This window comes from Rhizobium sp. GN54 (genome assembly GCF_021026345.1).
Classification (GTDB): Bacteria; Pseudomonadota; Alphaproteobacteria; order Rhizobiales; family Rhizobiaceae; genus Mycoplana.
The window spans coordinates 812,964-834,482 of record NZ_JAJNCZ010000001.1; the positions used below are offsets into that span (position 1 = coordinate 812,964).

Annotated in this window: 20 protein-coding genes and 2 pseudogenes; 8 read left to right on the forward strand and 14 right to left on the reverse strand. The window is 67.2% G+C overall.

All coding sequences use genetic code 11. The features are described 5' to 3' along the window. Positions 1-45: 45 nt before the first annotated feature. Together LQK81_RS03895 and LQK81_RS03900 are read right to left on the reverse strand one after the other, a co-directional pair. A complete protein-coding gene (locus LQK81_RS03895; protein ID WP_230803553.1) occupies positions 46-324 on the reverse strand; it encodes a hypothetical protein in 279 nt (92 codons plus the stop codon). 127 nt (positions 325-451) lie between these two features. Further along, positions 452-967, reverse strand: a complete 516-nt coding sequence (locus tag LQK81_RS03900; protein ID WP_230803555.1) for a DinB family protein — start codon at positions 965-967, stop codon at positions 452-454. A 152-nt stretch (positions 968-1,119) separates the two neighbouring features. Between LQK81_RS03900 and LQK81_RS03905 the strand changes: the two genes are divergently transcribed. Next, positions 1,120-1,809 carry a glutathione S-transferase family protein gene (locus LQK81_RS03905; protein ID WP_230803557.1) on the forward strand — a complete coding sequence of 230 codons (690 nt, stop codon included), beginning with the start codon at positions 1,120-1,122 and terminating at the stop codon, positions 1,807-1,809. 100 nt (positions 1,810-1,909) lie between these two features. Continuing rightward, positions 1,910-2,332 carry a nucleoside-diphosphate kinase gene (ndk, locus tag LQK81_RS03910; protein WP_230803559.1) on the forward strand — a complete coding sequence of 141 codons (423 nt, stop codon included), beginning with the start codon at positions 1,910-1,912 and terminating at the stop codon, positions 2,330-2,332. Positions 2,333-2,467: 135 nt separating this feature from the next. On the opposite strand, the gene LQK81_RS03915 is transcribed toward ndk, so the two are convergent. Then, positions 2,468-3,202 (reverse strand): pyridoxamine 5'-phosphate oxidase family protein, encoded by a 735-nt coding sequence (locus LQK81_RS03915; protein ID WP_230803561.1) that lies wholly within the window; start codon positions 3,200-3,202, stop codon positions 2,468-2,470. Between the two features lie 39 nt (positions 3,203-3,241). On the opposite strand from LQK81_RS03915, the gene pdxR reads away from it, so the two are divergent. Next, the gene (pdxR, locus tag LQK81_RS03920; RefSeq protein WP_230803563.1) at positions 3,242-4,744 is read left to right on the forward strand and encodes a MocR-like pyridoxine biosynthesis transcription factor PdxR; all 1,503 of its coding nucleotides are present in this window, start codon (positions 3,242-3,244) and stop codon (positions 4,742-4,744) included. Here pdxR and LQK81_RS03925 read toward each other — a convergent pair. Further along, positions 4,692-5,207 carry a hypothetical protein gene (locus LQK81_RS03925; protein ID WP_230803565.1) on the reverse strand — a complete coding sequence of 172 codons (516 nt, stop codon included), beginning with the start codon at positions 5,205-5,207 and terminating at the stop codon, positions 4,692-4,694. The two genes, pdxR and LQK81_RS03925, sit on opposite strands and share 53 nt — an antisense overlap. A 2-nt stretch (positions 5,208-5,209) precedes the next feature. Then, positions 5,210-5,755, reverse strand: a complete 546-nt coding sequence (locus LQK81_RS03930) for a CGNR zinc finger domain-containing protein (protein ID WP_230803567.1) — start codon at positions 5,753-5,755, stop codon at positions 5,210-5,212. Between the two features lie 67 nt (positions 5,756-5,822). Here LQK81_RS03930 and LQK81_RS03935 point away from each other — a divergent pair, with 67 nt between their 5' ends. Then, positions 5,823-6,719, forward strand: a complete 897-nt coding sequence (locus LQK81_RS03935; protein ID WP_230803569.1) for a branched-chain amino acid ABC transporter permease — start codon at positions 5,823-5,825, stop codon at positions 6,717-6,719. 15 nt (positions 6,720-6,734) lie between these two features. Here the strand turns inward: LQK81_RS03935 and LQK81_RS03940 are convergent, their stop codons facing one another. Genes LQK81_RS03940 through pgsA form a run of 3 tightly spaced genes read right to left on the reverse strand, consistent with a single transcriptional unit; the run spans position 6,735 to position 8,059 of the window. Beyond that, complete coding sequence (locus tag LQK81_RS03940) at positions 6,735-7,214, reverse strand: molybdenum cofactor biosynthesis protein MoaE (protein WP_230803571.1); 480 nt, start codon at positions 7,212-7,214, stop codon at positions 6,735-6,737. A 3-nt stretch (positions 7,215-7,217) separates the two neighbouring features. After that, the gene (moaD, locus tag LQK81_RS03945; protein WP_230803573.1) at positions 7,218-7,478 is read right to left on the reverse strand and encodes a molybdopterin converting factor subunit 1; all 261 of its coding nucleotides are present in this window, start codon (positions 7,476-7,478) and stop codon (positions 7,218-7,220) included. After that, a complete protein-coding gene (gene pgsA / locus LQK81_RS03950) occupies positions 7,475-8,059 on the reverse strand; it encodes a CDP-diacylglycerol--glycerol-3-phosphate 3-phosphatidyltransferase (RefSeq protein WP_230803575.1) in 585 nt (194 codons plus the stop codon). Before pgsA ends, moaD begins: the two co-directional genes overlap by 4 nt. A gap of 361 nt (positions 8,060-8,420) precedes the next feature. On the opposite strand from pgsA, the gene LQK81_RS03955 reads away from it, so the two are divergent. Further along, positions 8,421-11,717, forward strand: coding sequence for a cadherin-like domain-containing protein (locus LQK81_RS03955; protein ID WP_330166531.1), 3,297 nt, complete (start codon positions 8,421-8,423; stop codon positions 11,715-11,717). Between the two features lie 41 nt (positions 11,718-11,758). On the opposite strand, the pseudogene uvrC reads toward LQK81_RS03955, so the two are convergent. Beyond that, positions 11,759-13,657: pseudogene (gene uvrC / locus LQK81_RS03960) on the reverse strand (excinuclease ABC subunit UvrC); the annotation flags it as partial. Positions 13,658-13,797: 140 nt separating this feature from the next. After that, a complete protein-coding gene (locus tag LQK81_RS03965) occupies positions 13,798-14,562 on the reverse strand; it encodes an SDR family oxidoreductase (RefSeq protein WP_230803579.1) in 765 nt (254 codons plus the stop codon). A 364-nt stretch (positions 14,563-14,926) separates the two neighbouring features. On the opposite strand from LQK81_RS03965, the gene LQK81_RS03970 reads away from it, so the two are divergent. Further along, positions 14,927-15,568, forward strand: coding sequence for an outer membrane protein (locus LQK81_RS03970; protein WP_230803581.1), 642 nt, complete (start codon positions 14,927-14,929; stop codon positions 15,566-15,568). Positions 15,569-15,816: 248 nt separating this feature from the next. On the opposite strand, the pseudogene LQK81_RS03975 reads toward LQK81_RS03970, so the two are convergent. From LQK81_RS03975 to LQK81_RS03990, 4 genes and pseudogenes are all read right to left on the reverse strand, one after another. Then, positions 15,817-16,422: pseudogene (locus LQK81_RS03975) on the reverse strand (glutathione S-transferase); the annotation flags it as partial. Continuing rightward, complete coding sequence (locus tag LQK81_RS03980) at positions 16,419-17,210, reverse strand: ribonuclease T2 family protein (protein ID WP_230803582.1); 792 nt, start codon at positions 17,208-17,210, stop codon at positions 16,419-16,421. The pseudogene LQK81_RS03975 and the gene LQK81_RS03980, both read right to left, overlap by 4 nt. A 14-nt stretch (positions 17,211-17,224) precedes the next feature. After that, positions 17,225-17,713, reverse strand: coding sequence for a hypothetical protein (locus LQK81_RS03985; protein WP_230803583.1), 489 nt, complete (start codon positions 17,711-17,713; stop codon positions 17,225-17,227). Positions 17,714-17,837: 124 nt separating this feature from the next. Then, positions 17,838-18,701, reverse strand: a complete 864-nt coding sequence (locus LQK81_RS03990) for a 23S rRNA (adenine(2030)-N(6))-methyltransferase RlmJ (RefSeq protein ID WP_230803584.1) — start codon at positions 18,699-18,701, stop codon at positions 17,838-17,840. 102 nt (positions 18,702-18,803) lie between these two features. Here LQK81_RS03990 and LQK81_RS03995 point away from each other — a divergent pair, with 102 nt between their 5' ends. Both LQK81_RS03995 and LQK81_RS04000 read left to right on the forward strand, forming a co-directional pair. After that, positions 18,804-20,924: a molybdopterin-containing oxidoreductase family protein gene (locus LQK81_RS03995; RefSeq protein ID WP_230803585.1), complete on the forward strand. Its 2,121-nt coding sequence runs from the start codon at positions 18,804-18,806 to the stop codon at positions 20,922-20,924. Beyond that, entirely contained in the window at positions 20,921-21,505 is a 585-nt protein-coding gene (locus tag LQK81_RS04000) for an NUDIX domain-containing protein (RefSeq protein WP_230803586.1), read from the forward strand. Before LQK81_RS03995 ends, LQK81_RS04000 begins: the two co-directional genes overlap by 4 nt. Positions 21,506-21,519 lie beyond the last annotated feature (14 nt).

Below are 21,519 nucleotides of genomic sequence, written 5' to 3' on the forward strand. Positions count from 1 at the left end.
GAAACACAGGCACCGGTCGCCTGCCGCACCGGTGCCGCGGATGGGTCAGGCGAACAGCCGCACACTCGGCAGGGCGCGGATCACGCGGATCATCTGCCGAAGGGTCCCTTCCTTGGCGCGCGCCCGCGCCTGCTGCGTGTCGCGGATCGCTGAGGCATAGCCTTCCGCGCGCGCCTCTTCCATCGCCACCGCAAACAGTTTCTCGATCACGTCGAAGCACTCGTCCGGCAGGTAGGCGTCCGGGCTGTCCGTGCCCCGCACCAGCGCCATCTTCGACAACGTGCTGCCCAGCAGCGCGCTCCACTCATCGCTTTTTCTCGCCATGTCACGTCCTCGTCGCCGGGGTGGGGGGAATCGCCTTTCGGCTTTCCGGCGAAACGACTATGGCACTGCAACCGGAGCAACACTGTCACTTGGGTAACAGGGAGGGAACCGACCCGCGCGAGGGATGTCAGATCCGCGGCAGGTTCGCGCCCTCGTTGCGCATGAAGAAGATGAGATCCAGCGAGAGGCTCGGCCTGCCCATCGAGGTCAGGATCGTATGGCACTGGCCGCGATGGTGGGTCTGGTGGTTGAAGAAATGCGCAAGCCCCATGCTGAGCGGATGTTTCACCGGGGTCGGATGCGTGATCGGGCTGTAGGTGACCTCCTGGCCGAGCCTGTCCTCGTCGAGTGAGCCGAGCCAGTCGATGATCCGCTGGTCCTCGGCCACCCGCGCCTGGCGCAGGCTGTCGATATCCTCGTGCAGGATGGCATCGAGCCGGGTCGGCGCATCGCCGGAACCGGTGAAACGGCTCATCCAGATGCGGTCGGCGACCAGCAGGTGGTTGAGCGTTCCGTGCAGCGAGCCGAAATAGGCGCCGCGATTCTCGCGGTAGGCCTGCGGCGAGAGCGAGGCGGCCTCGGCATAGACGACGCGGTTCGCCCAGGCATTGTAGGCGGCCAGGTTCCTGTAGTGATCGAGCATGTCGGTTTCCGGATGCTGTTGCAAAGGGGGAAGTCTAGCACTCCCTTAGCGGAGGCGCGGTGATGGGTCGCATGAATTTTTCTGATTTGATCCCGCAGGCTGCCTCGTCTGCAATGGCCGCCCCAGACGTCCCGACTCGCAAGGAACAAGCCATGCCCCTGAAGCTCTACGCGCTCTGCGGTGCCGACCGCACCCGTCCCTTTTCCCCGCATGTGTGGAAGACCATGCTGTCGCTCGCCCACAAGGGGCTTGCGCACGAGGTCGAGACGGTCGGCTTCACGCAGATCCCGAAGCTGGAGGAAGGCTTTTCGCCCACGGTGCCGGTCCTGCGGGACGGTGACAGGCTCGTGCGCGACAGCTTCGACATCGCGCTCTATCTGGATGACGCCTATCCCGATCGGCCGGCGCTGTTTTCCGGCGAGGGCGGCAGGGCGATGGCGCGTTTCGTCGAGAGTTGGTCGATGACGACACTGCACCCGGCGGTGATGCGCATTGCGCTGGTCGACATTCACGACATGCTCGGCCCCGAGGACCGGGCCTATTTCCGCCAGAGCCGCGAACGTCGCCTCGGCCGCCCGCTGGAGGAGGTCGTGGCCGCCCGCGCCGACGAGGTCGCAGCCTTTGCCGGCAAGCTCGAACCGCTGCGCGCCATGCTGAAAGTCCAGCCCTTCATCGGCGGGCAGGGTCCGCTCTTTGCCGATTACATCGTCTTCGGCGCGCTGCAGTGGCTGCGCGTTGCCTCGCCGGCGAAGGTGCTGCAGGACGACGACCCCGTCGCCGCATGGTTCGAGCGCTGCCTCGATCTGTACGAGGGACTGGGTCGCGGCGTGCGCGCCGCCTGAACGCTCGCCGGCATCGATCGCCTCGAGCTGGGGCCCCCTTGTTTTGCGGCGCGTTGGCGGGTAAGGAACCGCCACACCGTACACCAAGGGAAACGAGACTATGGCGATTGAACGCACCTTTTCGATGATCAAGCCGGATGCGACGAAGCGCAACCTGACCGGCGCTATCACCAAGATGCTCGAGGATGCCGGCCTGCGCGTCGTCGCCTCCAAGCGCGTCTGGATGAGCCGCCGCGAAGCTGAAGGCTTCTACGCCGTCCACAAGGAGCGCCCGTTCTTCGGCGAACTCGTCGAAGGCATGACCTCCGGCCCGACCATCGTCCAGGTGCTGGAAGGCGAGAACGCCATCCTGAAGAACCGCGAGATCATGGGCGCGACCAATCCGGCCAACGCCGACGAAGGCACGATCCGCAAGACCCATGCGCTTTCGATCGGCGAAAACTCCGTCCACGGCTCCGACGCCCCGGAAACCGCCGCCCAGGAAATCCGCTACTGGTTCTCCGACACCGAAATCGTCGGCTGATTCAGCCTCTGAGGATCCGCAGCCAAGCCCCTGACGGGATTCGGTAAAGCGGAACCGCAAACGATGCCGGCATGAAAAATCGCCCGGGGCTTGCGTCCCGGGCTTTTCTTTTTCGGCAAGGGCTTCGGCGGGCGGTCAGGCCTCCTCGAAGGCCCGCTGGGCGTCGGCCAGGCTCTTGTCCAGCGCCTGGCCGGGCGCAAAGCGGAGGAGTTCCGCAGGCGGCTCCACTCCCTCCACCAGCCGCGGACAGGGCTCGGCGGCGCCGAGAACGGTCGTGACCGGGACGACGCCGGCCCAGATCGGCAGCCCGTAATCCGCCTCGTCGTCGGCGACGCCCTTGGCCCGCACCTTGGCCGAGGCCTGCTCGATCTCCATGCCGATCACGCTGGTGGCCTTGATCTCCCGCGCCGTGATCGGCCGCAAGCTTGCGGAGCGGCCGGGATAGAGACGGTCGACGACGGCGAGAAGGGCGGCCGCCTTCTCCTCCGGATCGTCGACGATCCGCGCAGTGCCGAAGCACATGGCCGAGCGGTAATTGGCCGAATGGTTGAAGCCGGCGCGGGCCAGCACCAGCCCGTCGAGATGGGCCACGGTCAGGCAGGCCGGCGTCCCCGCCCGCAGGTGCCGGAGCATGCGGCTTGCCGAGGAACCGTGCCAGTAGAGCCGGGTGCCTTCCCGCCAGAACAGCGTCGGCGTGCAATAGGGCTGGCCGTCGATGACATAGCTGACGTGACAGAGCATGGCCGCGTCGAGGACCGCATGCACCGAGGCATGGTCGTAGCGTGCCCGGTCGTGCCGGCGTTTCAGCCTGTTGCGGTCCGACACCGGATAGCTGGGGGCGGGGTCTGGTTGCTGCGGATGGACGGTCACGGTCTTGCCTTTCGTCTGGTACGGCGCTTACATGACGCCATGTCATTGGTTCGAAACAGCTCCAATCCAGAGATAAAAAAGAAGGCCAATCTGCCCGACTGGTCGGCGCTCGTCCCGGTCCTGCCGGGTGAGGGCCCGCGCACGCAGGCGCTCTACGCGGCGATCCGCCGGCTGATCGAGACCGGGGCAGTGCCGCCGGGCGCCAAGCTGCCGCCGACGCGCGACCTGGCGACACGGCTGCGCATGTCGCGCATCGCCGTGGTCGCAGCCTTCGAGCGCCTCGCATCGGACGGCTTCACCGTGGCCCGCGTCGGCGCCGGCACCTTCGTCAGCGATGCGGTGCCGCTGATCGACGCCCGACCCGTTCTCGAGGGCCGCGGCCGGAAGCCGGAAATGCCGCTGCCGGGCACGCTCGGGGTCGCGACCGCCGACGGCCGCTCGCTGAAGATCTTCCGGGCGCTCTTGTCCCGGCATCTCGCCCGCCCGGGTCCGGAGCATTTCCACTATGGCGACCCGCGCGGCGGCGAGGGGTTGCGCGCGGCGATCGCCGCCTACCTGCGCACCGCCCGCGGGGTGCGCTGCGATGCCGGGCAGATCATCGTCACCGCCGGCACCCAGCAGGGCCTCGATCTCTTCGTCCGGGCCATGCTGAACCCCGGCGACGGCGCCTGGATCGAGGACCCCTGCTATCCGAGCGCCCGCGCCGCCTTCGACGGCAACGGCATCCGCCTCAAGGGCGTGCCGGTGGATGCCGAGGGGCTGGATGTGGAGCGCGGCGCGGCGCTGATGCCCGATGCCCGCGCCGTCTACGTCACGCCGTCGCACCAGTTCCCGCTCGGCGTGGCGATGAGCATGCGCCGGCGGCTGGCGCTGATCGACTGGGCGCGCCGCAACGATGCCTGGATCGTCGAGGACGACTACGACAGCGAGTTCCGCTATGCCGGCCCGCCGCTGACGGCCATGCAGGGCCTGGATGCTGCCGGCCGCGTCGTCTATCTCGGCACCTTCTCCAAAGTTCTGCTGCCGGGCCTGCGCATCGGCTATGCGGTGCTGCCGGAGGCGGTGATGGAGAAGGTGGTCGCGCTGCGCGCCCGCACCGACCGTTTTCCCGCCACGCTGGCGGAGGCGGCCCTGGCCGAGTTCATCCGCGAGGGCCATCTCGCAGCCCACCTGCGCCGCGCCCGCCGCCGGCTGGCGGCTGCCCGCGATGCACTGGCCGCCGGCCTCGAGGGCGGGCAGGGGCTTGGCGTCGACATTCCCGAGCAGGGCCTGCACCTGCTGGCCGGATTGGCGCCGGGGATGCGCGACACCGAACTGGTCGAGCCCGCAGCCGCGGCCGGCCTCGGCGTGCGTGCGCTGTCCTCGATGGCCGTGTCCGAACCGCCGCGGCAGGGTCTGGTGATCGGCTTCTCCGGTTTTGCGCCGGATGTGCTCTACAATGCGGCGAGCGCATTCCGCGCGTCGCTGGAGCGCCTTGCCCGGGGTCGGATCACACCGGGCACTTCGCCGTCTCGAAATGCACAGGCGCCTTGCCGTCCTTGAACATTTGCGGGTTCTTGTCGTAGGCCGGGCCGACCACCAGCGCCTGTGCCGGCAGCACGCTCTGGTCGAGGTCGGAGACGACGGTCGTCTCCAGCGCCTGCAACTGCGCGCCGTCCGGCCCGTTGACCCGGATCGCCACGCGATAGGGCCTTGCCTTCTTCACGCAGGCGATCTCCGGGCTTTCCAGCACCACCTTCTCCAGCTTCGGAGACAGCCTGCGCGTCGTCACCAGCGGCGTCCCGCCGGCCGGGTTCTCGAATTCGGCGGTCACCGTCGCCCCGTCCGGCAGCGGCTCGGTCCGGTTCAGCGTGATGACATAGGTGGCGTAGGCGAGGCGGTAGTTGAACACGAACATCTTGCCGGTCAGTTGCAGCGGATCGGCGCCGCTCTCGCGCTGGCATCCGGCAAGCGCCATCGACAGCGCAAGCGCAATTGCCATGGCGAACGGTCGAAAATGCCCCATCGTCAGCCCTCCCTGCGGCGGCGATAGTGCCGGCTCGCCTTGGCGCGGTTGCCGCAGACCGCCATGTCGCACCAGGCGCGCGAGCGGTTGCGGCTGCGGTCCAGGAACAGCCAGCCGCAATTGGGGCAGATCTTGAGCCGGTCGGGCTCGGCATGGGCCGCAAGCCGCAGCGCCGAATGGGCCGTCGCCGTGTCGAGGGCGCCCGGCTCCCGTCCGGACCGGCGCAGCGTACCGGCGATGGCGTCGAGCAGTTGCGCCAGCAGCACCGGCGAACCGCGCCCCGACGCTTCCGCCCGGAAGTGGCCGTCGATCGCCTCGCGCAGCCCGATGAAGGCGTCGCGCCGCACAGGCGGGACGGGGACGAGCGGGGCGGCGCTGTCACGCTCGGTGCAATGCAGGCTCGCGGCGGCCGCAAATGCGTCCATCGTTGCCGGGTCGGCATAGCGGTCGATCCGGCGCGCCGGGTCCGCCCGGAGCACGACGGAATTGGCGACGTCCAGCGCAAGCGCGCCGCCGGAAAAGCGATGGGGCGTCCAGGAGAAGGTCATGCTCTCGTCCTAACTGGTAAAAGCCATTTTACCAGTTATACTGGCTTTGTCACCCGCGAGTAGCCCGATGGCCTATTTCCTGCAGCAGATCGCCAATGCCGTCCCGGTCGCGGCCCTCTATGCCGTGCTCGCCTTCGGCTATGCGATCGCATTCTCGGTGACGCGGCGGGCCGATATCAGCTATGGCGCGCTCTTCGCCTTTGCCGGGCAGATGTTCATCCTGTTTTCCGATATCGGCTGGAACCGGCTCTGGCTCGTCCTGCCGGCCGCCCTCGGCTTCGGCGCGGCCATGGCGCTGGTCTACGGCATGGGCGTGGGCCTGGTCGTCGGCCGCCATGTCATGCGCCCGCTCGCCTTTTCCGCCGACAATACCGTGGTCGTCGCCGCTCTCGGCGTCGTGCTGGTGTTGATGGAGACGGCGCGCCTCGCCTCGGACACGCGCAGCCTCTGGCTGCCGCCGCTGCTCAGCCAGCCGGTCGAACTCTGGGGGGATCCGTCGTTTCCGGTGACGCTGACCGTCCTGCAGATGGTCAATTCAGCCCTGATGGTCGCAATCGTCGCCGTGGGCCATGTCTACCTGGCCCGCTCGCCATGGGGGCGGCGCTGGCGGGCGGTCTGCGACGACAGGCAGGCGGCCGAACTCTGCGGCATCGACGGCGCCCGCGTCTTCCTGACGGCCTTCGCGCTCGCAGCCTTCATCGCCTGCGTCGCAGGCATCCTGGCTTCCGGCTACTACGGCAACATGGATTTCGGCGCCGGCCTCAGCTTCGGCGTGAAGGTGCTCTTCATCGCTGCTATCGGCGGCTATGCCAGCCCGCTCCTCTCCGCGCTCGGCGGCGCCGCCCTCGGCGTGGCGGAGACGCTCTGGAACGCCTATGGCGATTTCCTCTGGCGCGACCTCGTCATCTATTCGGCGCTGGTGCTGCTGCTCGTCGTCTTCCGCCGCGAGCGGGGAATCCCCTGAAAATGAGGGGCCGGTCTACGGCTTCCACTTCGCGCGCGCCCGGTCGTCGGCATCCTTCGCTTCCACCCAGCCGCCGTCGGTCCCGTCGGCCAGGTGCTCCTTCTTCCAGAAGGGGGCGGAAGTCTTCAGGTAGTCCATCACGAAGGAGGCGCCGTCGAAGGCGGCCTGGCGATGCGGGGCGGCGGCGATGACGAGCACGATGTTTTCGCCCGGCGCCATCCGGCCGAACCGGTGGATCGCCGCAATCCCCTGCAGCGAGAACCGGGTGACGGCGTCCTCGCAGATCCGCCGGATCTCGGCCTCTGCCATGCCGGGATAGTGCTCGAGCTCCAGCGCCGAAAGCGCGCCGTCCTCGTCGCGGCAAAGCCCGGTGAAGGTGACGATCGCGCCGATGGACGTGCGCCCGGCGACGAGCGCCGCAGTCTCCGCCGCCACGTCGAAATCGTCGCGCTGGATGCGCACGACGACAGGAGCAGGGGGAGAGGTGGCGGCCATGGCTCAGCCTCCGGTCATCGGCGGGAACAGCGCGATCTCGCGCGCACCCGCGATCGGCTCGTCGTGTTCCACATGCTCCTGGTTGACGGCGACCCGGATGACGTTCTCGTGCTCGAGCGCGATCTCGTATTCCTCGCCGAGCGTCTTCAGATGGCGCAAAAGGTCGCCCGCGGTCCTGACGTGGCCGGGAAGCTCGATCTCCTCCTCGTCCCGTCCGATCCGCTCGCGCACCCACGCGAAGTAGACAAGCTTGGTCGTCATCATTCGTCCACGATATGCTTCAGGCCGGCCCGGAAGTAGTCATACCCCGTATACATGGTGATCGCGGCGGCGATCCACAAAAGGCCGATGCCGAATTCCGTCGTGTAGGGCAGCACCTTGTCGCCGGCCGGGCCGGCGAGCAGGAAGGCGATCGCGAACATCTGGATCGTCGTCTTCCACTTGGCGATGCGCGTCACCGGCACGCTGACCTTCAGTTCGGCGAGATACTCGCGCAGGCCCGAGACCAGGATCTCGCGGCACAGGATGATGATCGCAGCCCAGATGGTCCAGCCGGCGATCGTGCCGTCGGCCGCCATCAGAAGCAGCACCGAGGCGACCAGCAGCTTGTCGGCGATCGGGTCGAGCATGCGACCGATATTGGAGGTCTGCTTCCAGATGCGGGCGAGATAGCCGTCCAGGAAATCGGTGATCGAGGCGACGACGAACAGGCCGAGCGCGGTCCAGCGGGCGAAATCCGAAGACTGCAACCGGCCTTCGACGAAGAAGCAGAGGACGATGACCGGAACGGCGAGGATGCGGCCATAGGTGAGGAGGTTCGGGATGCTGTAAGCGCGGCGGGCCATGGATTGCAGTCTCTACTGTATTTGCGGGTAGTTGCGGTCTTTGTGACAGTTCCGTCAACCATTTGCGAGAGCTTTTCTACGCGAACAAGGCAATATTCGGATCGCCCTCGTTAAAAGAAGGTTGCGTGCGCTACCGCGCAGTCCGGTATCGGGCCTGTAACCCGGCCGACACAGGCTGAACAAATATTTTCAGTCTTGGCGAATAGAATTCGTTTTTTGTTCGTATTGAAACAGAAATCGCGTACCGCCAGCCGCGTTACGGCGACCTGTAGTTGCAGGCCGCCTTTGCTGCGTGTGCAAAATTCAAATCTGTAGTTGGGAAAGGTGGGTCCTCCGGATGGGGATCATCGGTGGAGATTTGTTGCCGTTGAACGGCGACCGGGCGAAGGGGCCGGTACATTCGGACATCGTGACGCTGGCGGACGGCGGCTTCGTACTCGTCTGGAGCGGCGGGGCGGCCGACGGCACGACCGACGTCACCATGCGGGTGTTCAATGCGGACGGCAGCCTCCGCTCGACGGTCGAGATCCCGGTGGCCGCAGATGCCGGCGGTGACCAGGCGACGCCGCAGGTGACCGCGCTTGCCGAAGGCGGCTTTGCGGTCGTCTGGAGCGGCGCGACCGCCGCCGACGATCGGGGGGTCGCCTTCCGGCTGTTCGACGCGGACGGCACGGCGCGCGACGCCTTCGACCTGCCGGCCAATGCGGAGACGGCCGGTATCCAGTCCGCCGCCATGATCACGACGCTGGCCGATGGCGGTCTCGTCGTCGCCTGGCGTGTCGGCGACGGCGACAGGACCGCGCTTTCGCTGCGGGTCTTCGAGAAGGACGGAACCATCCGTTCCGGCGCCGCCGATATCCGCATCGACGTCTCGACCGGTCACTTCGAGATCACGGCGCTCGCCGGCGGCGACTTCGTCGTCGTCCATGACGGCGTCGCCGAAGGCGAGGGGGCCGAGGGGCCCGTGCGCATGCGCATCTACGACGCCGGGGGATCGCTCGAACGGGAGGCGATCGTCTCGCTGGCAGCGGACGAGGACGACGTCCAGCACCATCCGGCGGTCACCGCGCTCGCCGACGGCGGCTTCGTCGTCGCCTGGGTCGGGGAGCGGCAGGGCGACAAGGCCGATGTCGCGATGCAGGTCTACGATGCCGACGGCAGGGCCCGCGCCGGCACCGATTTCGCCGTCAACATCCACACCGGCGGCGAGCAGCGCGCCCCGATCGTGACGGCGCTGAAGGACGGCGGCTTCGTCGTCCTGTGGAGCGGTAGCGCCTGGCATGACGACGCCGGTCTCGCCATGCAGGTCTATAATCCGGACGGCAAGAGCCGCATCCCCGGCGATATCCCGGTCAACCTCGCCGTCGACGGCATTCAGGGCGATCCGCATGTGGCCGCCCTTGCCGGCGGCGGTTTTGCGGTCGCCTGGACCACGAAGAGTTCGGCCGGTTACGCCATCGCGCTCCGTCTCTTCCATGCCGACGGCACGCCCCGGATGGTGGCCGAGGAATATGTCACCGGCCTCACCGCCCTGCCGCAGGGCGCGCCGAAGATCGCCGCACTCGAAAACGGCGGGCTGGCGCTGACCTGGCAGGTCGAGGAGGAGGACGGCGTCCACCTCTATGAAAAGGTCTTCCGCACGGTCAACGACGCGCCGACCGGGCAGAGCAGCGCGCGCTACCTGAAGGAAGACGGCAGCTACACCTTCAAGGTCGAGGACTTCGGCTTCTCCGACGTCAACGGCGACCAGATGCAGGCGATCCGCGTCAGCGCGGTCCCGGTAAACGGCACGCTCACCCTCGGCGGCGTGCCGGTGGTGCCCGGCCAGGAGATCAAGGCGTCGCAGATCGCCGACGGCAAGCTCGTCTGGAAGGCGGCCGCCAACCTGAACGGCACGGCGATCGCCGCCCTGTCCTTCAACGTCATCGATGACGGCGGCACCGACTTCGGTGGCAAGAACACCGACCCCGTCACCCGCAAGATCACGTTGAACGTCGACGCCGTCAACGACCGGCCCGATGTCCGGGAAATTCGCGGCACGACCTATGAGAACGCGATCTACCGGATCGAGCTGAAGGACGCCGCCATCGACGTCGACGACGACAAGCTGGCGATGATCAACGCCAAGATCGTCTCCGGCTTCGGCTCGGTCATGATCGATGCGAAGAAGATGCTGATCTACAACCCGATGGGCGGCCCGAACCCGAACATCGCCGACGGCGAAAGCCGCACGGTCGTGATCAGCTACACCGTGTCCGACGGCAGAGGCGGCACGACGACGGCGACGATCACCCTGACCGTCAAGGGCGTGTCGGCCGACGTCTTCTCGGGGACCAACGGCGACGATCGCCTCTCCGGCAGCGTCCATGGCGACCTGATGTACGGCCGGGCCGGCAACGATACGCTGGCCGGCAGCGGCGGCGACGACCTGCTCGACGGCGGCACCGGCACCGACACGATGAAGGGCGAGGGCGGAAACGACACCTATGTGGTCGACTGCTCCAGCGACAGGGTGGTCGAGGCCGCCAACGGCGGGACGGATATCGTGCAGGCCGGCTGCAGCTATACCCTGACGGCCAATGTCGAGAAGCTGACCCTCCTGGGCTCGGCCGGCTACCGCGGCACCGGCAATGAACTCGCCAACATCATCACCGGCAACGCCGGCGCCAATTCGCTGAAGGGCATGGCCGGCAGCGACAGGCTCTATGGCGGCGCGGGGAACGATTCACTGTCCGGCGGCGACGGCAATGACAGGCTGGAGGGCGGCACCGGAAACGACAGGCTCCATGGCGGCACCGGCAACGACACGCTGGATGGCGGTAGCGGCAACGACACGCTTTCCGGCGGCGCCGGCAACGACCGGCTGGAAGGCGGGACCGGCAACGATACGCTTACTGGTGGCGCCGGCAACGACCGGCTGGAGGGCGGGACCGGCAACGACAGGCTCGATGGCGGCGCCGGCAATGACACGCTGGATGGCGGCACCGGCACCAACCGGCTCTACGGCGGCGCCGGCAACGACGCCTACATAGTCGGCAGCAGGTCGGACAGGGTGATCGAATATGCCGGCGGCGGCACCGACACCGTCTATTCCGCCCACAGCCACACCCTGTCCAACCATGTCGAGCGGCTGATCCTGACCGGTTCGGCGAACGCCTGGGGTACGGGAAACGCGTCCGCGAACCGCCTGACCGGGAACACCGGCAACAACACCCTGCGTGGCAACGATGGCAACGACGCACTCGAGGGCGGGAGGGGCAACGACACCCTTGCCGGCGGCCGGGGCAACGATGTGCTGGACGGCGGCGCCGGGTCGGACAGGCTGAAGGGCGGCTCCGGCCGCGACGTCTTCGTCTTCCGCGACCTCTCGGACAGCACGGTCTCGAGCGCCGGTCGTGACACCGTCCTCGACTTCTCCCGCGTCGCAGGCGACGTGATCGACCTGCGCGGCATCGACGCGCGCGAGGCGAGCAGCGCCGACAACGCCTTCAGCTTCATCGGCAAGGCGGGTTTCGGCAAGCAGGCCGGCGAACTGCGCTACACGAAGTCCGGCTCCAACACGCTGCTCTCCGGCGACACCGACGGCGACGGCAAGGCGGACTTCGCCATCCTGTTTTCCGGCCACATCGCCTTTGCGAAGGGTGACTTCCTGCTCTGAGCGCAAGGACGGTGGGCGCCGCAGCGCCGGCGTTTGCCTTCCTATCGCGCGTCCTCGTGGAAGTGGTTGTAGACCAGCCGGGCGACGCTTTCCGAAATGCCCTCCACCGCCATCAGGTCGGAGATGCCGGCGCGCGAGACCGCCTTGGCGGTGCCGAAGTGCTGCAGCAGCGCGCGCTTGCGCGTCGGCCCGATGCCGGCGATCTCGTCCAGCGGGTTCTTCACCATCTCCTTCTTGCGCCGGGCCCGGTGCGAGCCGATGGCAAACCTGTGCGCCTCGTCGCGCAGGCGCTGGATGAAGTAGAGCACCGGATCGCGCGGCGGCAGCGAGAAATCCGGCGTGCCTGATGTAAAGAAGCGCTCGCGCCCGGCCTCGCGGTCGGCACCCTTGGCGACGCCGATGGCGACGACATGGTCGGTGATGCCGAGTTCTGCCAGGATCGCCCGCACCGCCGTCATCTGCCCCTGGCCGCCGTCGATCAGGATCACGTCCGGCCAGGCGGGGAAGGGCAGGTCGGCCGCGTCGACGCCCGCCTGGGCGGCCTCGGCGCTGCGGTCGGGCAGTCCTTCCTCCTTGATCAGCCGCGAGAACCGGCGCGTCATCACTTCCCGCATCATGCCGAAGTCGTCACCCGGGGTGATCTCGGTCGACTTGATGTTGAACTTCCGGTATTGCCCCTTCACGAAGCCTTCCGGCCCCGCCACCACCATGCCGCCCACCGCATTGGTGCCCATGATGTGCGAGTTGTCGTAGATCTCGATGCGGCGCGGCACGGTGGCGAGCTTGAAGGTCTCGGCGAAGCCTTCCAGCAGCCGCGACTGCGAGGCCGTCTCGGCGAGCTTGCGCCCGTGCGCCTCGCGGGCGTTCTGCAGCACCTGGTCGGTGAGGTCCTTCTTCTCGCCTCGCTGCGGCACGAGGATCGCCACCCGGTGCCCCGATTTCTCGCTCAGCGCTTCCGACAGGAGCTCCAGTTCGTCGATCTTCTCCGACAGCAGGATCTGCCGGGGACAGGGCTTGTCGTCGTAGAACTGGGCGAGGAAGGCGTTCAGCACCTCGGCCCCCGAAAGCTGCGGATCGGCCTTGGGGAAATAGGCGCGGTTGCCCCAGTTCTGCCCGGTGCGGAAGAAGAACACCTGGATGCAGGAGATGCCGCCCTCGTGGTGGACCGCAAAGACGTCCGCCTCCTCCACGCCGGCCGGGTTGATGCCCTGATGGCTCTGGACGTGGGAAAGTGCTGCCAGCCGGTCGCGGTAGACGGCGGCGCGCTCGAAGTCGAGGTCCTCTGCCGCCTCGTTCATCGCGGCGGCGATCTGGCCCTTCACGTTCTGGCTCTTGCCGGAAAGGAAGTCCTTCGCCTCGGCCACCAGTTCGCCGTAGCCCTCGTCGCTGATCTCATGCGTGCAGGGCGCCGAACAGCGCTTGATCTGGTAGAGCAGGCACGGCCGTGTGCGGCTCTCGAACACGCTGTCGGTGCAGGTGCGCAACAGGAAGGCGCGCTGCAGCGAGTTGATCGTCCGCCCGACGGCGCCGGCCGAGGCGAAGGGACCGAAATAGGCGCCCTTGCGGCTGCGCGCGCCGCGATGCTTGAAGATCGCCGGCGCGCGGGTATCGGCGGTCACCAGGATATAGGGAAACGACTTGTCGTCGCGAAGCTGGACGTTGAAGCGTGGGCGCAACCGCTTGATCAGGTTGGCTTCCAGCAGCAGCGCCTCGGTCTCGGTGCGGGTCGTGACGAACTCCATGTTCGCCGTCTCGCGGATCATCCGGCCGATGCGGTTGGAATGGCCGCGCCCGAGCGCATAATTGTTGACGCGCTTCTTCAGGCTGCGGGCCTTGCCGACATAGAGCACGTCGCCGGCCTCGTTGAACATGCGGTAGACGCCGGGGCTGTTCGGCAGACGCTTGACGAAGGCCTGGATCAGTTCGGTGCCGCGCAGGCCCTCGTTGCGCTCGATCGTCTCCGACCATTCGATCGCGGGCAGGGAGGCGGGGGCGGGGGAAGCCTCGGCAACCTCGTCCTCGTCGTCCCGTTCGGTTTCGTCATACAGGATGCCGCCATCCTGCACCGGCCGGCCGGTGGTCATTCCGTGATCTCCGCGACATCGGGCGTTTCCCAGGCGAGATGCTGGCCGCCGTCAAGCGCGATCATCTGCCCCGTAATCGAAGGCGTGTCGACCAGAAAACGGATCGTCCGCCCGAATTCGTCGAGCCCTGGCCCGGACTGCAGCAGCAGCGCCTCGGTCTGGGCGCGGAAATCCTCTTCGCTCTGCCGCTCGTTCGGCAGCGTCGGCCCGGGGCCGATGGCGTTGACGCGGATGCGCGGCGCCAAGGCCTGCGCCATGGTGCGCGTCGCCATCCACAGCGCCGATTTCGACAGCGTGTAGGAATAGTAGCGCGGCGTCGGGTTCCAGACGCGCTGGTCGATGATGTTGACGATCAGCCCGCCCGAGTCCGCCGGCAACTGCCGGTCGAAGTCGCGCGCCAGGATCGATGGTGCCCGGACATGGACGTCGAAATGCCGGTCCCAGAGCGCGCTGTCGAAGTGCCGCAGATTGTCCGGCTTGAACAGCGAGGCGTTGTTGACGAGCACGCCGAGCGGGCCGAGGGCCTCGACCGCGCGCCCGACGAGCCGCTCCGTGGCCGCCGCGTCGGCAAGGTCGCAGTCCAGCGCCGTCGCCTTGCCGCCGTTCCCGGTGATCGCGGCTGCGATCTGCCGGGCGGCCTTGATCGAGGAATTGGCATGGATGGCGACGGAAAAACCATGCGCGGCCAGGTCCTCCGCGATCGCGCGGCCGATCCTCTGGGCGGCCCCCGTCACCAGCGCTGTCCGATGAAGAATTCTCAATGATATGCCCGCGTCGCGTTGCTTTTGCTTAACCTCCCACAGATATAGAGATTAACGCCGGGCCTTAAACTGGGTCCCGTAAAAGTTTTCGAAATAATTAACAGATCCGTGCCGCCCGCGAGATTTCCGGGTGAAATCAAAGTATATTTGCATTACTTGAAGATATGGTTAACAAATACCGTGTTGTGCAAAAGCAACATCTTAATCTAGTCACGTATGGGCCACAAAGATTTCACATTTCGGCTCTTCCAAATCCTCAATCTTTATTCAATTTCAACGCAACCGGGCGACCAGATCCGTGATTTAGTGATGCCGTGTTGGTGCGTACATTTGCCGGCGGCATGAAGTGCAAAGGAGAATTCATATGCGTACTCTGATCCTCACCCTGATGGCCTCCGCCATGTCGATCGCAGCCTTCCAGTCCGCCCATGCGGCCGACGCCGTCGATCAGATCCCCCAGGCCCCGGCGGCCGACTACGCCGAGCCGGTCGCAAGCGGCAACTGGGCCGGCGGCTATGCCGGTGGTACCGTGACCTGGCAGCACGGCAACTTTGAAAAGCAGAGCGGCAACGGCGCCAACGGCTTCGGCGGCGGCGTCTACGGCGGCTACAACATGCAGAGCGGCCAGCTCGTCTACGGTGGCGAAGCCGACGTCAACTACTCGGGCATCGATTCGGAGAACCGCTTCCGCGAAGCCAAGCAGGGCGTCAACGGTTCGCTGCGCGCCCGCGTCGGTGTCGACCTGAACCCGGTCCTGCTCTACGGCACCGGCGGTGTCGCCGCTTCGCGCGCCAAGATGGAAGACAACAGCTCGTCCGACAAGAAGACGATGCTCGGCTGGACCGCCGGCGTCGGTGCCGAAACCTTCGTCACCAACAACGTCACCGCCCGCGTCGAATACCGCTACACCGACTACGGCAGCAAGGACTTCAACCTCGATAGCGGCAAGGTCTCTGCCGGCCAGGACGAACAGAGCGTCCGCGTCGGCATGGGCGTGAAGTTCTGATCCTCCCGATCAGCAGCACGAACAAAAGGCCGGGTGCGAAAGCGCCCGGCCTTTTGTCATCGGGGCAAGCTGTCCCGCTTCCGCAGACGTCATCCTCGGGCTTGTCCCGAGGATCCGGGCCGGCCCCGCTTTCACACGCGATCACGATCGTTGCCGGTTTGGCGGGCGTGGTCGGATGCTCGGGACGGGCCCGAGCATGACGCCGCAGGTGAGTGCCGAGCCCGTAGCCTCAGTCCTTGAACTGCGTGTAGTCCGGGAACACCCGCTTCGAAGCGTGAGAGGTAGCGCTTCAGCTTCGGGCGGCCCTTCTGCCATTTTCCGGCAAAGCGCAGTTCGATGTAGCGCAGCATGGCGGCGAGGGCAAAGTGGCCGCCGTGCGGCTTCTTGCCGAGGCGGGGCAGGGTCTTTTCCAGATGGTCGAGGCTGCGCTCTACCTTCGACCACTGGCGGTCGATCCAGGCCTGGTGGACCTTTTCCTCCGGCCGGAAGCGGCGCTCGTAGACGATGGCGAGCAGGCAGTCGCAGACGCCGTCGGCCGTCGCTTCCAGCACGTCCGCCTCGGTGCGCTTGGCGGCGTTGCGCGGATAGAGCTTGCGGCCGGTCTCGCGGTCGATGAAATGCATGATGGCGCGGCTGTCATAGACCGCCAGCCCCGCATCGGTCAGCAGCGTCGGGATCTTGCCGAGCGGATTGGCGCCGATCAGTTCGGCCGGATCGGCATTGGTGTCGGTCACGACGTGCTCGGCGTCGAGGCCGGCATAATGCGCGGCCATGCGCACCTTGGTGGAATAGGGCGAGGCCGAGGAATAGAAGATCTTCACGCATGTTCTCCTGTCTGGCGCCGTCCGGTTCATCGGACCGGCGGCTGGGTGATGGTCCTCGCCCGGCAGGCGGCGCGGTCCACCTCCGGGCAATCGCGAAAGTCGAGCCCGGGCGTCAGGCAGATGCGGATCTCGTCGAGCCGTCCGTCGTCGCAGGTCACCGCGATGCCGCGCTTGCCCAGGCCGGGATTGGCCGCAACCAGCGAGGCCTCGATGTCGGCCGGGTCGAGGCGTCTGCTGCCGCCGTCCTCGATCGCCTCCGGCAGGTCGATGCGCTCGAAGGCTGCGCGCGCGACGGCGAGATAGTCGGCCTGCGACAGCCCGGAGCAACTGCCGTGCTTGCGCCACTGGTGGCCGATCAGGCCCATGGAGGGGATGATGTCGAGATAGGCGCGGCCAAGCGAGGACGGCACCCGGTCGGGCTCGCGCGTGCGGCAGAATTCCGGATGGCCGCGCTCGTTCTGCGGCCAGAGGCCGTGCACGATGAAGCCGGCGTTCCGCCCGGTGCGGCATTGCTCGCTGCGGCCGGAGGCGTCGTTGTCCATGCACCAGGTCGGCGACCAGGAGAGCGAGAGGACGTAGAAATCGAAGCCGCGCCCGATCGGCACCGCCGCCGGTCCGCCTGCGCGCCCGGCGCCGTTGCCCGCGGCCTTGCCGGTCGCAGTGTTGGCAGCCGTTCTCGGTTGCTCGGCTTTTCCGCCGCCCGCGCCCGCCTGTTCCTCGCCGCAGCCGGACACAGCAAGCGGCAGGCAGGCGGCAAGGGCGAGCGCGGCAAGGCGGACGGCGCGGCGCCGGACAGGGGCGGTTCGGGGGGCGATCACGTCAGGTCCGGACCCTAGCGCAGCGAGGCGCAGGCAGCCCCGTAGACATGCCAGGGATCGAGGCCCGGAATGCAGAACTCGATGCTGCGGCCGACGCCGGCAAAGCCGAAGGGCGTCTCGATGAGGTAGACGAGCGGGCGGCGGCTGCCGTCTGTGAGCGTCGCATCGGCGAGGCAGTATTCCCGCTGGACGGAGGACATGTATTCGTTGAAGGGCTCGTAGCGGCTGAGCTGCATCCGGCCGATCTCGTAGATCGACAGGTCGCGGCGGATATAGTTGGCGGCCTTGTATTCGAAGCGGTTGGTGATGAAGCGCAGCACGCCCGGATCGGCGCAGGCCCCGGCGGGCACGCCGCCCGCATGGGCCGGCCCGGGGGCGGCATAGCCCTCGTAGTCGGCGGCCGGCGCCGGTGTGGCGCACAGCGCGGCGGCGAGAAGGCAGAAAGCCGTGCTTGCGGCCCTCCTGGCCCACTGTGTGACACTGGTGACACTGGCGACGGTCATGATCCCCTCCGGCGGCGGGACCCGGTCCGACAGGCGACCCCGGGCGCATCCCATCTGGTCGCGAATCCGCAAGCTCTGCGGGTCGCGCCGTAGGGCCGAGATTGCGTCCCGCAGGGGCCCGCGGTCAAGAGGCGAGTTGTGTCTCGCCGGCGATCCAGAAGCAACGCGAGGAGGCGAAGCGGTCCTGCCGCAGCCTTTCCTTCAGGAAGGGCAGCAGCCGGCCGAGCTCCTCCTTGAGCGTATAGGGCGGATTGACGACGATCAGGCCGGAGCCCGAAAGCCCCGTCGTCTCGCGGTCGCTCTTCACGGCAAGCTCCGCGCAGAGCATCTTGGGAATGCCGAGATCCTTCAACGCCTTGTGGAACTCGGCGATCGGCGCCCCCTTTTTCAGCGGATACCACAGGCAGTATACGCCGCCGGGGAACCGCCGCCAGGCTCTCGCGAGCCCGTCCGCAAGCCGCTCGTATTCGCCCTCGATCTCGAAGGGCGGATCGACGAGCACGATGCCGCGCTTCTCCTTCGGCGGCAGGTGCGCGCCGAGCGACAACCAGCCGTCGAGATGGGTGACGCGGCTCTGGAAGTCGCCGTCAAACAGCCGGTGCAGGCTCTCGTAGTCGTCCGGGTGCAGCTCCATCGCCGAAAGCCGGTCCTGCGGGCGGAACAGCATGCGCGCGAGCTTCGGCGAGCCGGGATAAAGACGGATGCCGCCATCCGGGTTCAGCGCCCTCACGGCCTCGAGATAGGGCGCCAGCAATTCGGCCATGTCCGCCGGCATCTCGCCGTCCAGCAGACGGCCGATGCCGTCGCGCCATTCGCCGGTCTTCTGCGCCTCCTCGCTGGAAAGGTCGTAGAGCCCGAGGCCGGCATGGGTATCGAGCACGCGAAAGGCCTTGTCCTTGGCCTGCATGTAGGTGACGAGCCGCGCCAGCACCGCATGCTTGAGCACGTCGGCGAAATTGCCTGCATGGTAGATATGGCGGTAGTTCATCCCGACACCGAAGCTCGCGTTTTTGGTGATGCGCCCATCAATTGTTGCGATGGGAGAATATTATCCCTTCTTGGCGCTTTCGCCCTGCAATATACAAGTGCCATGAACGTTGCGACCCCCCATCTCGGAAAATCCCGGATCGGCCATTCGGTCTGTCCGCACGACTGTCCCTCCGCCTGCGCGCTCGACATCGAGATCGGCGCCGACGGCCGCATCGGCAAGGTGCGCGGCAGCGCCGACAACAGCTATACGGCCGGCGTCGTCTGCGCCAAGGTCGCCCGCTATGCCGATAGGCTCTACCATCCCGACCGGCTGCTGAAGCCGCTCCGCCGCACGGGAGAGAAGGGCGGCGGCGAATGGCAGGACATTTCCTGGGAGGACGCGCTCGACGCGATCGCCGAGGCCTTCGTCAAGGCCGAGCAGGCGCACGGTACGGAAGCCGTCTGGCCCTATTACTATGCCGGTACCATGGGGCAGGTGCAGCGCGACAGCATCGACCGGCTGCGCCATGCCAAGCGCTATTCCGGCTTCTTCGATTCGATCTGCACCAACACCGCCTGGACCGGCTACGTCATGGGCACCGGCAGCCTGACGGGTCCCGACCCGCGCGAGATGGCGAAAGCCGATTGCGTCGTCATCTGGGGCACCAACGCGGTCGCCACCCAGGTCAACGTGATGACCCACGCGATCCGGGCGCGCAAGGAGCGCGGCGCCAAGCTCGTCGTCATCGACATCTACGACAACCCGACGATGAAGCAGGCCGACATGGCGCTGAAGCTGCGCCCCGGCACGGATGCGGCCCTTGCCTGCGCCGTCATGCACATCGCCTTCCGAGACGGCCATGCCGACCGCGCCTACATGGAGAAGTTCGCCGACGACCCGGCGGGCCTCGAGGCGCATCTTTCGACCCGCGGCCCGGAATGGGCGGCCGCCATCACCGGGCTTTCGACAGACGAGATCGAGGCCTTCGCCCGTCTTGTCGGCGAGACGAAGCGCACATTCTTCCGCCTCGGCTACGGTTTCACCCGCAGCCGCAACGGTTCGGTCGCCATGCATGCCGCCTGCTCGGTCGCGACCGTGCTCGGCTCCTGGCAGCACGAGGGCGGCGGCGCCTTCCACAACAATGGCGGCATCTACAGGCTCGACAAGCGCGAACTGATGGGCCTCGACCTCGTCGATCCCGAGATCCGCGCGCTCGACCAGTCGCAGATCGGCCGGGTGCTGACCGGCGATCCGGTGGCGCTGCGCAACCGCGGGCCGGTGACGGCCATGCTGATCCAGAACACCAACCCGGCCAACATCGCCCCCGAGCAGCGGCTGGTGAAGCAGGGCTTCCTGCGCGACGACCTGTTCGTCGCCGTGCACGAGCAGTTCATGACCGATACGGCCAGGCTCGCCGACATCGTCCTGCCGGCCACCATGTTCGTCGAACATGACGACCTCTATCGCGGTGGCGGCCACCAGCACATCCTGCTCGGCCCCAGGCTCGTCGAGCCGCCTGCCACCGTGCGCACCAATCTCTTCGTCATCGACGAACTCGCCCGGCGCCTCGGCGTATCCGACATGCCGGGCTTCGGGCTTTCGGAGCGCGAGCACATCACCCGCATGCTGCCGCATTACGGGATCGACTATGACGGGCTTGCCGAGGCGAAGTGGATCGATTGCCAGCCGGACTTCGAGACTGCGCACTATTCCAAGGGTTTCGGCCATCCCGACGGCCGCTTCCGTTTCCGCCCCGGCTGGACGACGACGCCCGCGCCGAACCGCCCGCCGGCCTCGATCGGCGTGCTCGGCCCGCATGCGGCCTTGCCGGAGTTCCCCGACCATGTCGCCGTGATTGAGGCGGCCGACGCCGACCATCCCTTCCGCCTCGCCACCCCGCCGGCGCGCACCTACCTGAATTCGAGCTTCACCGAGATGAAGTGGTCGCGTGAGCGCGAGGGCCGGCCGGAGGTGATGATCCATCCGGACGACGCGGCCGCAGGCGGCGTTGCGGACGGCGACGTCGTCCGGCTCGGCAATATCAGAGGCGAGATCCGCCTGCATGCGAGGGTGACGGGCGAGGGCAGGCCGGGCGTGCTGATCGCCGAGGGCATCTGGCCGAACGGCGCCCATCTCGACGGCGAGGGCATCAACGTCCTGACCGGCGCCGATCCGGTCGCGCCCTATGGCGGTGCTGCCGTGCACGACAACCGCGTCTGGCTCAGGAAAGAGACGGCATGACGAAGTTCCGCGACGCGAAGGTCGAGATCGTCTCCGACGAGACGCTCTCCGACAACTGGTACCATCTGCGCAAGGTCACCTTCGACTATACCGGATCGGACGGCCACACCGTCCGCCTCGACCGCGAGGTCTATGATCGCGGCAATGGTGCGACGATCCTGCTGCACGACCCGAAGCGCGACACGATCATCCTCGTCCGCCAGTTCCGCATGCCGGCCTACCAGAACGGCCATTCCGGCTGGCTGCTCGAGACGCCGGCCGGCCTGCTCGACGGCGACCATCCGGCCGACGCCATCCGCCGCGAGGTGATGGAGGAGACCGGCTACCGGATCGGCGAGGTCAAGTCGCTCTTCCGCGCCTTCATGAGCCCCGGCGCCGTCACCGAACTCGTGCATTTCTTCGCCGCCGAGATCGACGCCTCCGTCCGCGAAGGCAAGGGCGGCGGCGCCGACCACGAACACGAGGACATCGAGGTCGTCGAACTCACCCTCGACGAGGCGGCCCGGATGATCGAGACCGGCGAGATCTGCGACGGCAAGACGATCATGCTGGTGCAATGGGCGCTGGCGCGGCGGGGGTAGCCGGCGGCAACGCC

What these genes read in the sequence shown, in the direction of transcription:
- LQK81_RS03930 (WP_230803567.1), bottom strand. Translation starts at nt 5,755, where the DNA reads ATGACCTTCTCCTGGACGCCCCATCGCTTTTCCGGCGGCGCGCTTGCG.
- ndk (WP_230803559.1), top strand. Translation starts at nt 1,910, where the DNA reads ATGGCGATTGAACGCACCTTTTCGATGATCAAGCCGGATGCGACGAAG.
- LQK81_RS03990 (WP_230803584.1), bottom strand. Translation starts at nt 18,701, where the DNA reads ATGAACTACCGCCATATCTACCATGCAGGCAATTTCGCCGACGTGCTC.
- pdxR (WP_230803563.1), top strand. Translation starts at nt 3,242, where the DNA reads ATGTCATTGGTTCGAAACAGCTCCAATCCAGAGATAAAAAAGAAGGCC.
- LQK81_RS03985 (WP_230803583.1), bottom strand. Translation starts at nt 17,713, where the DNA reads ATGACCGTCGCCAGTGTCACCAGTGTCACACAGTGGGCCAGGAGGGCC.
- LQK81_RS03900 (WP_230803555.1), bottom strand. Translation starts at nt 967, where the DNA reads ATGCTCGATCACTACAGGAACCTGGCCGCCTACAATGCCTGGGCGAAC.
- LQK81_RS03935 (WP_230803569.1), top strand. Translation starts at nt 5,823, where the DNA reads ATGGCCTATTTCCTGCAGCAGATCGCCAATGCCGTCCCGGTCGCGGCC.
- LQK81_RS03995 (WP_230803585.1), top strand. Translation starts at nt 18,804, where the DNA reads ATGAACGTTGCGACCCCCCATCTCGGAAAATCCCGGATCGGCCATTCG.
- moaD (WP_230803573.1), bottom strand. Translation starts at nt 7,478, where the DNA reads ATGATGACGACCAAGCTTGTCTACTTCGCGTGGGTGCGCGAGCGGATC.
- LQK81_RS04000 (WP_230803586.1), top strand. Translation starts at nt 20,921, where the DNA reads ATGACGAAGTTCCGCGACGCGAAGGTCGAGATCGTCTCCGACGAGACG.
- LQK81_RS03905 (WP_230803557.1), top strand. Translation starts at nt 1,120, where the DNA reads ATGCCCCTGAAGCTCTACGCGCTCTGCGGTGCCGACCGCACCCGTCCC.
- LQK81_RS03970 (WP_230803581.1), top strand. Translation starts at nt 14,927, where the DNA reads ATGCGTACTCTGATCCTCACCCTGATGGCCTCCGCCATGTCGATCGCA.
- LQK81_RS03895 (WP_230803553.1), bottom strand. Translation starts at nt 324, where the DNA reads ATGGCGAGAAAAAGCGATGAGTGGAGCGCGCTGCTGGGCAGCACGTTG.
- pgsA (WP_230803575.1), bottom strand. Translation starts at nt 8,059, where the DNA reads ATGGCCCGCCGCGCTTACAGCATCCCGAACCTCCTCACCTATGGCCGC.
- LQK81_RS03925 (WP_230803565.1), bottom strand. Translation starts at nt 5,207, where the DNA reads ATGGGGCATTTTCGACCGTTCGCCATGGCAATTGCGCTTGCGCTGTCG.
- LQK81_RS03940 (WP_230803571.1), bottom strand. Translation starts at nt 7,214, where the DNA reads ATGGCCGCCACCTCTCCCCCTGCTCCTGTCGTCGTGCGCATCCAGCGC.